Below are 13,370 nucleotides of genomic sequence, written 5' to 3'. Positions count from 1 at the left end.
AGCGGCCAGCTACTAGCGACAGATCGAACATGGTTTCCCGACAGGCAAATACTGAATCGTACGGCGCCGGCCGCCCGTTAACGGCAGGCGCCGGGAGGGCGATTATCGGAGTCCCCTTGCCGCTTGGCTGGAGGCCTTCATCAAGGCAATTCTGAGGGCACCGGTCAGGCTGGCACTCAAGCCCAGACGCATAGCCAACGCCGGCACCAAAATCATCGAAGCCACCGCTAAACCGGCGCCCAAAACCAAGCCGGCGGTATTCAGTTGCTGGGCAACCACTTCTTGATTCGCAACTACTAATTCTTGAGCCATCTGTTTACCTCGCGCAGAAAATATTAATGCAACGCCGATAAACAGCATAAAAAATGCCACAATTACAACCATTTGATATTGCTTATAAAAAACAATTCAAAGCAACGTTTTTCGTAAAAAATAGGGCATATGCCCTATTTTTTACGAGTTATATAACATAGTTTTTTAAAACAACTCTGCTTCCGCAGCTCATCGAGAATCGCTCGCCTACGCGTCGCGCTCAACGACCGCGGACTACTGCTGATCCAGACCGAATGCGGTGTGCAATGCCCGCACCGCCAACTCCAGATATTTCTCGTCGACGACAACGGAAATCTTAATTTCAGAGGTGGAAATCATTTGAATGTTGATGCCTTCGTTCGCCAACACTTTGAACATGGTGCTGGCAATGCCGGCGTGCGAGCGCATGCCGACGCCGACGATAGACACCTTAACGATGGTGTTGTCGCCGATCACCGTGGTGCTACCGCCCAAATCGGCTTTTAAGCCTTCCAACACATTCTTGGCGCGAACAAAGTCGTTACGGTTGACAGTGAAGGTAAAGTCGGTAGTGCCGTGCGCGGAAATGTTCTGCACGATCATGTCCACCTCGATATTTTCGGCGGCGATCGGCCCCAGGATTTTCGACGCCACGCCTGGCAGATCAGGCACACCGGTCAAGGTCAGCTTGGCCTCGTCCCGGTTAAATGCGATGCCTGAAATTAACGCTTTTTCCATTTCTGATTCCTCGTAGGTGATTAGGGTGCCGTTGCCTTCCATGAACGAAGACAAGACGCGCAATTTGACATTGTATTTGCCGGCGAACTCGACCGAACGGATTTGCAACACTTTGGAGCCGAGGCTGGCCATTTCCAGCATTTCCTCGAAGGTAATCTGCTCCAAGCGTCGCGCCTTGGGTACCACGCGCGGATCGGTGGTATAAACGCCATCGACGTCGGTATAGATGTGGCATTCGTCGGCTCTAAGCGCCGCCGCCAACGCCACACCGGTGGTATCCGATCCGCCGCGTCCTAACGTCGTGATATTGCCGCGCTCGTCGACGCCCTGAAAACCGGCCACGACCACGACTCGGCCTGCTTCAAGGTCGGCGCGGATATTGGCCTCGTCGATTTCGCGGATGCGGGCCTTGGTAAAGGCGCTGTCGGTCAGAATCCGTACTTGCGGGCCGGTATAGGACTTGGCTTCCACGCCGATGTGATGCAGCGCCATCGACAGCAGCGCGATGGTCACCTGTTCACCGGTGGACAACAATACGTCCAACTCTCGGTCGGTCGGTTGCGGCTGCAATTCTTTAGCCAGCGCCACCAAACGGTTGGTTTCACCGCTCATCGCCGACACGACGACAACGATTTGATCGCCCTTATCGTGGGCTGTCTTGACTTTCTCGGCTACCGCCTTGATCCGCTCGACCGAGCCGACCGAGGTGCCGCCAAATTTATAGACGTACAATGCCATTTTTTATTGACCTTATTGGCTTTCTTATACTGAAATTGTTGGCAGACGTTCTGGTCCGCCGCCACGATTAACCCAACTTGGCTTTAACCCATACAGGTACCGCAGCCAACGCCGCCGCTAAATTAGAAGGATCATTACCGCCGGCCTGCGCCATGTCCGGCCGACCGCCGCCTTTGCCGCCAACTTGCGTGGCAACGAAATTGACCAACTCACCGGCCTTGACCTTGTCCATCGCATCTTTCGAAACACTGGCGATCAGGCTGACCTTGTCGCCGCTGACCGTTGCCAACACCAGAGCGCAGCTACCCAGTTTGTTTTTTAGCTGATCGGCCAGGTCGCGCAGAGCTTTCGGGTCGACGTCGTCGAGTTTGACGGCCAACACCTTCACGCCATTGACATCGACCGCCTGACTGGTTAACTCGTCGCCGGCCGAGCTGGCCAGTTTGCCTTTGAGTTTTTCCAGTTCCTTTTCCAGATGGCGGTTTTTTTCCAGCAACTGCTGGACCTTGTCGGCGGTTTTGTCCGGCGCGGCTTTCAGCAAGCCGGCGATGCTCAGCAGAGCTTGCTCGCGCTGAGCGATCCATTCCAACGCCCCCTCGCCGGTCATCGCTTCGACCCGGCGCACGCCGGCCGCAACACCGGTTTCGCTGACGATTTTCAGCAAGCCGATGTCGCCGGTGCGCTGGACGTGGGTGCCGCCGCACAATTCGGTCGAGAAATCGCCCATCGTCAACACCCGCACTTCGTCGCCGTATTTTTCGCCGAACAAAGCCATCGCGCCGGCCTTGACCGCATCGTCCTTGGTCATGATTTGCGCGCAAACGGCATTATTGGAGCGGATTTGCTCGTTGACCAAGCGCTCGACCGCGGCGATTTGCTCGATGGTCATCGGTTCGAAATGCGAGAAGTCGAAACGCAGGCGCTCGGCGTTGACCTGCGAACCTTTCTGCTGCACGTGCTCGCCCAGCACGCTGCGCAAGGCCGCGTGCAATAGATGGGTTGCCGAGTGGTTGCGTTCGGTCGCCTTGCGGATTTCGGCGTTGACGCTGACTTCGCAAGCCATGCCTTCGGCGATCGTGCCTTTGACGACCCTGCCTTTGTGCAGGAACAACTGGCCGCCCTGCTTTTGCGTGTCCGTCACTTCGAAGCTGCCGCCGGTGCATTCGATCAAACCGCTATCGCCAACCTGACCGCCGGATTCGGCATAGAATGGGGTTTGGTCCAGAATCACCACGCCTTCGTCGCCGGCTTCCAGCGATTCCACCGGCTGACCTTTTTTGAACAGGCCAATGACTTGCACCGAGCCGTCCAGATGCGAGTAACCGGTAAATTCGGTGACGCTGTCATGCTTGATGTCCTGGTCGTAATCGGCGGCGAACTGGCCGCCGGCCCGAGCCCGGTCGCGCTGGGCGCTCATTTCCACTTCGAAACCGGCGTGATCGACGCTCAAATTATGCTCGCGGGCGAAATCGGCGGTTAAATCGACCGGGAAACCGTAGGTGTCGTACAACAAGAACACGACGTCGCCGGGGATAACGTGGCCGTCCAGCTTGGCGACGCAGTTTTCCAGAATTTTCATACCCTGGCCCAAGGTTTCGGCGAAGCGTTCTTCTTCTTTTTTCAGCACCCGCTCGACTTGTTCCTGAGCCTTGACCAATTCCGGATAGGCTGCGCCCATCTCGGCGGCCAGCGGCGCGACCAGTTTGTAGAAGAACGTATCCTGGATTCCCAAACGGTAACCGTGACGGATCGCCCGACGCACGATGCGGCGCAATACATAGCCGCGACCTTCGTTGGACGGCAACACGCCGTCGGCCACCAAAAACGCACAGGAGCGAATGTGGTCGGCAATGACACGAAGAGAACTGTTGGATAAATCGGTCGTACCGGCCAATGCGGCGGCGGTCTTGACCAGATTCTGAAAGATATCGATTTCGTAGTTGCTGTGCACGCCCTGCATCACCGCGGCGATGCGCTCTAGGCCCATGCCGGTATCGACCGACGGCGCCGGCAGCGGCGTCAGGTTGCCGTCCTTGTCGCGCTCGTATTGCATGAACACCAGGTTCCAGATCTCGATGTAACGGTCGCCGTCTTCGTCCGGGCTGCCCGGCGGGCCGCCGGCGACATGTTCGCCGTGGTCGTAGAAAATCTCGGTGCAGGGGCCGCACGGGCCGACGTCGCCCATCGCCCAGAAATTGTCCTTGGCGCCGATGCGCGAGAAACGGGTCGGATCGATTTTGACTTCTTCCAGCCAGATCGCTTCGGCTTCCGAGTCTTCGTCGAATACCGTCACCCAGAGTTTGGCCGGCGGGATGCCCATTTCCTTGGTCAGAAAGTCCCAGGCAAAATTGATCGCATCGCGCTTGAAATAATCGCCGAAGCTGAAATTGCCCAGCATTTCGAAGAAGGTGTGGTGGCGGGCTGTGTAGCCGACGTTCTCCAAATCGTTGTGCTTGCCGCCGGCCCGCACGCAACGCTGGCTGGTCGCGGCGCGGTTAAAGTCGACTTTTTCCCGGCCCAGAAACACGTCCTTGAACTGCACCATGCCGGCATTGGTGAACAACAGGGTCGGATCGTTGCCCGGCACCAAGCTGCTGGACGGACGCACGGCATGGCCGCGCTGGCGGAAAAATTCCAGAAAGGCGGCTCGGATTTCGGCGCTGGTCATTTTTTTCATGGTGGTTATTTCGTATGTTTCAATTTAAATTCGCTTCCTTCCCAAGGTCGGTAACTATGGGAAGTATTTATAAATATCTTTTCTGTGCAAACACCGGGTAAAAATTAGCTCGCCACTCACAAATTCCAGTCCGATTCTGAAATCGCCAATTCGTATCCGATAAAAGCTTTCGTAGCTTTGAAGTTTTTTGACGTGACTTAGCAGGTTGGTGAAAAACTCTTTTTTGCAACCAATCAGACCTATATTTAGTACTACAAGATTGATTCAGCACTAAATAAAGGCTTCTTCTAGCTAAATTAGTGGCTGGAATATGGTTTTTCACCAACCTGTTAGCTCGATCAACGATTCGGCATTTTGACAATCAATAATGAGCTCCTTAACCTTTGCCAACAATTTACCGTCTTTGATATCCCGTAAGTCTTTAGCAAATTTGGCTTCGAACCGGACTTTCATTTCGCGCCATTATCGAGAATAGAAAAAACCTCAGCTTCGGATACAAATTCATCTTTTCTACCTTCTGCAATGGCATTAGCTAGTCCAACTTCCTCCAAGGCTTCCAAAACCACGTCGTACAATATATCCCGTTTAGTTTTGAGTAAGTCGATCATCACCTCGGTGAGTAACTCTTTGGTTTTTTCGTCGCTGATTGATAACTCCATAAACTCATCCTCTAACAGGCTATTCAAAAACAATTGCATAGACGTTAGCCGGGTAGCAGATTGACTATATATTGTTACAATTAACAGAATTCGCCATTAAACATAGGTCGCCTAACGCGCAAAATATAGAAAATCAACAACCTGCTAACCTTTTTTATAAACCGAATACGCTTCGCTATTCGGAGCCACGAGCTATCGAATGAAACGAAACAGTTCACTGAGCAAAGCACCACCAAGGCCTCCAATGCACGCGGACAAAATCATATTCGATCTATTTATTTTCGCCTGATCCTCCGCTATCCGCCTTTTAAGCTCCCTCTCAACGACAAAAAACTTCGGTGAATCTTTTTTGCAAGACCCAATTTCAATAGCTAGTTCGTTAAAAGACATAGACCGAAGTATTTCATCTCTCGGTATACTATAAGCGACCTTGTTAAATCCTTCGGCAAAACTTGACTGCTCCCGCATAAATTATTCTTGAACAATAACTAAAAATCTTAAGAAATCAGATTTCGGCGATTTTTCAACACTCCTAAAATTGAAATAAAACCAACTATGAACATAAAAATCGAAGACGGAATAGGAACCTCTGAAACATAAGAAAATTTAAAATCATCTAAAATCAAATACTCAAAAGCACCAAAATTATTGTGATGAATTGAAATTGATTGAACATTTTCAAAGCTCGCAACAACAGAGCCTTCTCTACCAAAATTAAATCCACGAGAATCTTGATCTTCGATGCGCCAAGCCATATTTGAGCTTTGAGAATAGTCAACATAAAAACCGAGAAGATCAAATTGTTGACCATTAACAGGTTGGTGAAAAACTCTTTTTTGCAACCAATCAGACCTATATTTAGTACTACAAGATTGATTCAGCACTAAATAAAGGCTTCTTATAGCTAAATTAGTGGCCAGAATATGGTTTTTCACCAACCTGTTAATTCTACTAACAGTAAGCTCTTGATTCCCGTAAATACGCAATTCGCCATCTCGTCCTGAAAAATAGCTTCTCATTTCAAATAATAATCCATTTTCAACATATTGCGAACCGCCTGTTGAAAGGCTATCAAAGTCAGCAACAACTTCAACCACAGCCGCATTTGATATGTTTGAAAAAAATAACAATAATGCAATCAAATTTATAGCGAACGAGAATTTCAGGTAATTCTTTACAAAATTCATGCGGCAACTTCCTTTTTTAACCTAACCTAGACAATTTAATCTTCAGCTCATTATACAGACGCTTAACCGTCTCTCCGCTAAAGCCGCGCTGCTGCAAAAACCGGCTGCGCTTAGCCCATTCGTCCGGCGTCATCGATTTTTCTTCGCCGTATTTGCCGGCATAAACGTCCAAGGCCAAATTCAACCAACCGCCCTGCTCCTCGGCTTGCACGTCCAAATCGACACCGCTAATACCGCGCTGCTGCAATTCGTAGGCGATACGGATCGGGCCATAACCTTTGCCGATACGGTCGCGGACGTAGCACTCGGCGTAGCGTTCGTCGTTTTGCCAGTTTTGCTCGGTCAGCGCGTCGATAACCGGATTAACTTCATCGCGTTCGAAGCCGCGCAAGGCTAACTTATCCAGCAACTCGCGGCGGCTGTGCTCGCGCCGCGCCAACAATCTCAGGCAAATATCTTCGATTTGCCGGCTACGCTCATTCGCCGTCGTTGAACTCGGCGTCTTCGTCTTCATGGGCCGGAGCCGTCGTCACTCTGCTGGCAAAGGCTTTCTCGCGAATGGCTTTTTCAAGTTCGGCGGCGATTTCCGGGTGTTCGCGCAGATATTGCTTGGCGTTGTCCTTGCCCTGGCCGATTTTGTCGTTGTTGTAGCTGTACCAGGAACCGGACTTTTGCACGAAACCGAACTCGACGCCCAAGTCTACCAGCTCGCCGAGGAAGGACACGCCCTCGCCGTACAGGATTTCGAAGTCGGCTTGTTTGAACGGCGGTGCGACTTTGTTCTTGACGATCTTGACCCGGGTTTCGTTGCCGATCACCTCGTCGCCTTTTTTGATCGCGCCGATGCGGCGAATGTCCATCCTGACCGAGGCGTAGAATTTCAGGGCGTTACCGCCGGTAGTGGTTTCCGGGTTGCCGAACATCACGCCGATTTTCATCCGCAATTGGTTGATGAAAATCACCAGCGTGTTGGAGCGTTTGATGTTGGCGGTCAGTTTGCGTAAGGCTTGCGACATCAAGCGCGCCTGCAAACCCATGTGCGAGTCGCCCATGTCGCCTTCGATTTCGGCTTTCGGCGTCAATGCGGCCACCGAGTCGATGACGACGATATCGACCGCGCCGGAGCGCACCAGCATGTCGGTGATTTCCAGCGCTTGTTCGCCGGTGTCCGGTTGCGACACCAGCAGGTCGTCGATATTGACGCCGATCTTTTGCGCATAGACCGGGTCCAACGCATGCTCGGCATCGACGAAGGCGGCGGTACCGCCCAGTTTCTGCATCTGGGCGATGGTTTGCAGCGTCAACGTGGTTTTACCGGACGACTCGGGGCCGTAAATTTCGATGATCCGGCCGCGCGGCAAGCCGCCGCAGCCTAGAGCGATGTCGACGGACAAAGAGCCGGTGGACACCACTTCGATGTCGCGGGTCGCGGCGACGTCGCCCATACGCATGACCGAGCCCTTGCCGAATTGTTTTTCGATTTGCATCAACGCGGCGCCGAGAGCCTTTTTCTTGTTTTCGTCCATATCCTACCTACTGTTGTCTGCCCGGTGAAAACGCGGCATTATCCCATAGAGGCCGGCCGTGAAACAGTTTTTATCGGCCGGATTGCCGGAAAAAACCGGCGGCCACGCTGGGGTTGAACGGGAAATACAGATGCAGATAGGACGCTTGCAAAGCGCCGTCGCGAAAAAATCCTTCGCCGTGGCCGAAGCGGCGCAACGGTTGCGAATACTGCTGCGGTTGCAGCTCGGTTTCCAGGGTCGAAAAATGAAAACTGTGGCCGCGAATCTCGCCTTGGGGTAGCGTCAGACTGTGCATGCCCAGATTCGCCAGCCGGCTCTGCATCTGTGCCCGCCCGGGCAACAAGCCCACCATTTCGGCGGCTTGGCCTTGCTTGTCGGCCAAGCTCTCCAGCAAATACAGAAAACCGCCGCATTCGGCATAAATCGCTTTGCCTAGACGATGGTGCTGGCGCAAGGCCTGCTTCATCGCCTGATTCCCAGCCAATGCCGCTAAATGCAGCTCCGGATAACCGCCCGGCAAATAAACACTATCCGCCTCCGGCAGCGCCGAATCGGCCAACGGCGAAAAAAACGCCAACTCGGCGCCCATCGCCAGCAGACAATCCAGATTGGCCTGATAGATGAACGAAAACGCTGCATCGCGCGCCACGGCTATCCGCAACCCGGCCAGTAATGCCGGCGGCGGCTCGCAGCGGACCGGCTCGAACTGCACTGCTTGCGGCAACCGGCAGGGGCCGAAGCCGTTCAGCAACTCGGCGGCGCGGGCCAAGCGGGCGGAAAGGTCGCCGATTTCGTCGGCTTGCAGCAAACCCAAATGGCGCGACGGCAGCCCGATGGCATCGTCGCGGGCAACCGCCGCCAACATCGCCATGTCGGCGGGCAAAGCCTCCTGCAACAATTTGGCATGGCCGGCGCTGCCGACCTTGTTGGCAATGACGCCGGCAAACGCCAATTCCGGCCGGTAAGTCGCCAGACCGTGGGCGACGGCGGCAAAGGTTTGCGCCATGCCTTGGGCGTCGATCACCGCCGCCACCGGCACGCCCAGAGCCTGCGCCAAATCGGCGCTGCTGCTATCGCCGTCGAACAAGCCCATCACGCCTTCGATTAAGATCAAGTCGGCTGTGGCGGCGGCCCGGTAGAGCAACTCCCGGCAATGGCTCTCGCCCATCATCCACAAATCCAGCTGGTACACCGGATGCCCGGAGGCGAATGCCAATATCTGCGGATCGATGAAGTCGGGGCCGGTTTTGAACACCCGCACCGTTAAACCTTGACTGCGAAAATGGTAAGCCAGTGCGGCGGTGATGGTGGTTTTACCTTGGCCGGAAGCCGGCGCAGCGATCAGCATTGCCGGGCAGGCCACGGTATTTTGCGCAGATGCCATGATGAAAACGAGAGTAGCTGACCGGCGGATTAGCGCCGGCCGGGAGATTAAACGTGCGGGATCAGGAGGCCAACAGCATATTGTCCAGCGCCTGCTTGGCCGATGCGGCTTGTTCGGCCGGAACCGCGACTTGGTTGACCACATGGCCGGCGGCCAGATTTTCCAATACCCAACACAAATGCTGCGGATCGGTGCGGAACATGGTCGAGCACATGCTCAAGGTCGGCGCCATGAAATGCACGCTTTTGCCTTGGGCCTTACATTCCTGGGCCAGACGGTTGACCAGGTTCAGCTCGGTGGCCACCAGCCAGCGGGTATTGGCCTCGGCTTCGCGCACGATTTTCAGAATCATCTCGGTCGAGCCGATGAAATCGGATTTTTCGCAGACTTCGAAGCAGGCTTCCGGATGGGAAATAACGATGGTTTCCGGATGTTTGGCCTTGAAGTTGTCGATTTGCTCCGGCTGAAACGCTTGATGCACCGAGCAATGGCCTTTCCACAGAATGATTTTGGCCTCGCGGATTTGCTGCTCGGTCAAACCGCCTTGCGGCTTGTTGAAATCCCAAGTCACCATCTGCTCCAACGGAATCCCCATCCGGTAGCCGGTGTTGCGACCCAAGTGCTGGTCCGGGAAAAACAACACTTTTTCGCGGCGGGCAAAACTCCAGTTCAGGATTTTCTGGGCGTTGGACGAGGTACAAACAATGCCGCCGTGCTGGCCGCAAAAAGCCTTCAAATCGGCCGCGGAATTGATATAAGTCACCGGCGTCACGCTGTTTTCGACGTCGATGATCTTGGCCAATTCGTCCCAGCATTGTTGCACTTTGATTTTGTTGGCCATGTCCGCCATCGAACATCCGGCCGCCATGTCCGGCAGAATCGCGATTTGTTCCGGCCGCGACAAGATATCGGCCACCTCGGCCATGAAATGCACGCCGCAAAATACGATGAATTCCGCTTCGGACTGAGCGGCCTCGCGCGACAGCTTCAAAGAATCGCCGAAAATATCGGCGTGCTTGAACACCTCGTCGCGCTGGTAATGGTGGCCCAGAATAATGCAGCGTTTGCCGAGTTTGGCTTTGGCGGCGGCAATCCGCGCCTCGCACTCGGCGTCGTCCAGTAAGGCATAATCGTGGATCGGTAAAGCGGCGGCTGTCATGTATCGTTACCTGGCAATGAAAAACGCGACATTGTAGCGCTAAGCCGCTGTTTTCGATACCGCTTAGCCGGCCTGCAGCGCAAAGCGCAATAAAGTCCAGGCGATCCAACCGAATCCCAACGTCGTCGCGATAAAGCTGAGCAGCGAATACACCCGCCAGACCGGTTTGGCCCAAAAATCGGGATCGAAAGCCGCGACCACGAATACGCCAGGATTGGTCATGCCGCCGATCACCACCAGCCAACACGCTGCCACCGGCAATTCCACCTTGGTCGCGTAAAACCCCAGACAGAACAGCGCCATCAACGCAAAATCGATATGAGCGCGAATCATGGTTTTGTAGTCCTTCAAAAACCCGCCGTCGATGCCGGGTATCGGAAACCATTTGGCGAAAGTCATCAACCAAGCCGACATTAAAATCGCGGCGATCATCAGCACCGCACCTACCAGTAATATTTCCATGTGGTTGTTTTATTTTCTAAATTAAGCAGCGACCGGCAAGATATCAACGTAAAGCGCTTTGCAGCAGATTCATCGCGCCGGCTCCGCCCTGGTTCTGTACATATTGCAATACCACCGGCACGAATTGGCCGACCATGGACGGGTTCATGCCCAGGTTTTGGAACGAACCGGCCAACGCCGCCAAACTGCCCAGGGCATTGTTCTGGCCACCCAACAAGCTGCCGGCGGCGCCCAACAGACCGGCATTGGCGCCGTTGGCAGGCAGTTGCGGCGCCGACGACAGATAGTGGTCCATACCCGGAACGCTGCCGCTCAATTGCGAGAAATCGCCCGGATTCATGCGTTGTTGCGCCACCGAAAAGATCGAGCCGACACCGCCCAATGCTTGCTGCGGGCTGATGCCCAATTGCCCGACCAAAATGTTGATCAAACTCAATTCGTTGCCAATGCCCGCCACCGCGGCGCCGGTGCTGCCGATCGCCGCCGGCGCTGGTTGGAAGACCCCATTCTGCGCGCCGCCCAAGGCAAAGGTTTGGCCTGTCGGCTGTTGTACCGGAGCGCACGCGCCCAAAACCAGCGCTGCCCACGCAGCGCGATAGATATTCATATGTTTCATAATTTCCGCCTGAAAAAAAAGATGCCGGACAAACCTGCCGGCCATACGTCCGCGTTCGCTCGGCCCGCTGACTTTAAATCGAAAGGCTGCCGGCTGACAACAGCAGGCAAAATCGGCAGCGTAAAACCCGGCTGGCCGAGACCACCGGGTCTGCCGCCAATTTGCCGGGCCCCGCGCATAAATCTCCAACTTGGCCGCGGGCCGGATTGGCGAATTCAGTATAATCCTGCGCTTGGCCTAACCATCGATCGGGTAACGATATGCAGAATATTCAAAAAACACTGGAAGATTACTACCTCCGCTTGCAAGCCCACCCCAAATACCTGCAGGTCATGACCTTGCCGACCTTGCAACGCTGGGGCGTATTGGCCGGCCTGTTCCTCGCCTCGCAAATTCTAGTATTCGGCAGCCTCTACCTCATTTTCGGCAAAATCGTCGTGATCGGCTTCTTCGCCAGCGTGTTGGCCGGCTGCGCCACCGGCGTCGGCGCCCTACCGGCTCTGTTTTTTAAAGACATTTCCGAGCGTCTGTTCAACAGCCTGCTCGGCGCTGCAGCCGGCGTGATGCTGGCCGCGACGGCATTTTCGCTGCTGGTGCCGGGCATGGAATACGGCGAACAAGTCTGGCCCGGCAAAGGTTTATGGATAGTCTCGGCCGGCATGTTGATCGGCGCCCTGTTTCTGCATTTCGCCGACAGCCGCCTGCCGCACCTGCATTTCGATTCGGTCAGCGACCATTCTCTGGATTCGCTGCAAAAAATCTCGCTGTTCATCATCGCCATCACCATCCACAACTTCCCGGAAGGTATGTCGGTCGGGGTTAGCTTCGGTTCCGGCGATTTGAATAACGGCTTGGTGCTGTCCATCGCAATCGCCTTGCAAAACCTGCCCGAAGGTTTGGCGGTGGCCTTACCGCTGGTGGGCTTAGGCTACGACAAATGGAAAGCGGTCGGCATTGCCACTCTGACCGGCTTGGTCGAACCGGTCGGCGGCTTGCTGGGAATCACGATGGTCACGCTGTTTTCGTCGATTCTGCCGATCGCCATGGGCTTCGCCGCCGGCGCCATGCTGTTTGTCATCAGCGAAGAAATCATCCCGGAAACCCATTCCAAAGGCCGTTCCCGTATCGCCACTTTTTCGCTGATGTTCGGCTTCATCATCATGATGGTACTGGACCGGCTGTTGGTCTAGCCCGGCGGGCAATTTGCCGTTACCCGCTTCTGCCGCAACTAAAAGTTATCCATGGACACTCTCGTCTCACTATTCGACCAACTCCACGCTGTAAACCCCGCAGAGCTGTTCGCCGCCGGCGGCACCAGCTTCGCGCTGATAGCCGCCGCCGAAATCGGCGATAAAAGCCAGCTAGTCTGTATGACGTTGGCGTCGCGCCATCGGCCAGCGCCGGTGCTGTGGGGAGCGATAGCCGCATTTATGCTGTTGAATACGCTGGCCGTGGTGTTCGGCGCCGCAATCGCCAACTGGCTGCCGGACTATGCGGTCGCGGCCAGCGTCGCACTGCTGTTCGCGGCATTCGGCCTACACGCGCTGCTGAACGGCGGCGACGATGACGACGATAACCAGGATGTGGCCGAAAAAAGCGGCCACGGTATTTTCATCACGACCTTCCTGCTGATCACGGTCGCCGAATTCGGCGACAAAACCCAACTGGCTGTCGTCGCCTTTAGCAGCACGGCGCAACCGCTGGCGGTTTGGCTGGGCTCGACGCTGGCGCTGAGTTTCACCTCCGCGCTCGGCGTGCTGGCCGGGCGCACCGTGCTGCAACGGATTCCGCTCAGCCTGCTGCACAAAGCCAGCGGCTTGATTTTTCTGGCCCTGTCCGCCACCGCGGGCTACAAGACCTATCTCAGCCTGGCCGAGGCCGGGCTGATCCAGCCGCTGTAAGCGCTGCCGGCAACGCCTCGCCTTGACTTAAT

13 protein-coding genes are annotated in these 13,370 nt (G+C 55.0%); 2 read left to right on the top strand and 11 right to left on the bottom strand.

The genetic code is table 11. The features are described 5' to 3' along the window. Positions 1-102: 102 nt before the first annotated feature. The 11 genes from VXJ35_RS07440 to VXJ35_RS07390 all read right to left on the bottom strand — a co-directional run bounded on the left by VXJ35_RS07440 (position 103) and on the right by VXJ35_RS07390 (position 11,437). Entirely contained in the window at positions 103-384 is a 282-nt protein-coding gene (locus VXJ35_RS07440; RefSeq protein ID WP_157198113.1) for a hypothetical protein, read from the bottom strand. Positions 385-546: 162 nt separating this feature from the next. Next, positions 547-1,767, bottom strand: coding sequence for an aspartate kinase (locus tag VXJ35_RS07435; protein WP_064021088.1), 1,221 nt, complete (start codon positions 1,765-1,767; stop codon positions 547-549). A gap of 67 nt (positions 1,768-1,834) precedes the next feature. Continuing rightward, complete coding sequence (gene alaS / locus VXJ35_RS07430; RefSeq protein WP_064023415.1) at positions 1,835-4,435, bottom strand: alanine--tRNA ligase; 2,601 nt, start codon at positions 4,433-4,435, stop codon at positions 1,835-1,837. Between the two features lie 458 nt (positions 4,436-4,893). Then, positions 4,894-5,142 (bottom strand): hypothetical protein, encoded by a 249-nt coding sequence (locus tag VXJ35_RS07425; protein ID WP_197495995.1) that lies wholly within the window; start codon positions 5,140-5,142, stop codon positions 4,894-4,896. Between the two features lie 458 nt (positions 5,143-5,600). Continuing rightward, positions 5,601-6,290, bottom strand: a complete 690-nt coding sequence (locus tag VXJ35_RS07420) for a hypothetical protein (protein WP_157198112.1) — start codon at positions 6,288-6,290, stop codon at positions 5,601-5,603. Positions 6,291-6,306: 16 nt separating this feature from the next. Then, complete coding sequence (locus tag VXJ35_RS07415) at positions 6,307-6,804, bottom strand: regulatory protein RecX (RefSeq protein WP_082880833.1); 498 nt, start codon at positions 6,802-6,804, stop codon at positions 6,307-6,309. After that, entirely contained in the window at positions 6,767-7,816 is a 1,050-nt protein-coding gene (gene recA, locus VXJ35_RS07410) for a recombinase RecA (RefSeq protein WP_064021085.1), read from the bottom strand. The genes VXJ35_RS07415 and recA overlap by 38 nt, the downstream gene beginning before the upstream one ends. Before the next feature lie 70 nt (positions 7,817-7,886). Next, positions 7,887-9,200 carry a cobyrinate a,c-diamide synthase gene (locus VXJ35_RS07405; protein ID WP_064021084.1) on the bottom strand — a complete coding sequence of 438 codons (1,314 nt, stop codon included), beginning with the start codon at positions 9,198-9,200 and terminating at the stop codon, positions 7,887-7,889. 61 nt (positions 9,201-9,261) lie between these two features. After that, positions 9,262-10,359, bottom strand: a complete 1,098-nt coding sequence (nadA, locus tag VXJ35_RS07400; RefSeq protein ID WP_064021083.1) for a quinolinate synthase NadA — start codon at positions 10,357-10,359, stop codon at positions 9,262-9,264. Positions 10,360-10,422: 63 nt separating this feature from the next. After that, positions 10,423-10,821, bottom strand: coding sequence for a hypothetical protein (locus VXJ35_RS07395; RefSeq protein WP_064021082.1), 399 nt, complete (start codon positions 10,819-10,821; stop codon positions 10,423-10,425). A gap of 43 nt (positions 10,822-10,864) precedes the next feature. Beyond that, complete coding sequence (locus VXJ35_RS07390) at positions 10,865-11,437, bottom strand: DUF2780 domain-containing protein (protein WP_064021081.1); 573 nt, start codon at positions 11,435-11,437, stop codon at positions 10,865-10,867. Positions 11,438-11,697: 260 nt separating this feature from the next. Here VXJ35_RS07390 and VXJ35_RS07385 point away from each other — a divergent pair, with 260 nt between their 5' ends. Beyond that, the gene (locus VXJ35_RS07385) at positions 11,698-12,627 is read left to right on the top strand and encodes a ZIP family metal transporter (RefSeq protein ID WP_064021079.1); all 930 of its coding nucleotides are present in this window, start codon (positions 11,698-11,700) and stop codon (positions 12,625-12,627) included. Between the two features lie 51 nt (positions 12,628-12,678). After that, positions 12,679-13,338 carry a TMEM165/GDT1 family protein gene (locus VXJ35_RS07380; protein WP_064021078.1) on the top strand — a complete coding sequence of 220 codons (660 nt, stop codon included), beginning with the start codon at positions 12,679-12,681 and terminating at the stop codon, positions 13,336-13,338. Positions 13,339-13,370: the final 32 nt, after the last annotated feature.

It is taken from the genome of Methylomonas sp. DH-1, from assembly GCF_046097555.1.
Taxonomy (GTDB): Bacteria; Pseudomonadota; Gammaproteobacteria; order Methylococcales; family Methylomonadaceae; genus Methylomonas; species Methylomonas koyamae.
The sequence above is the reverse complement of the archived record's forward strand: the minus strand, read 5'-3'. Positions and strand labels throughout refer to the sequence as shown.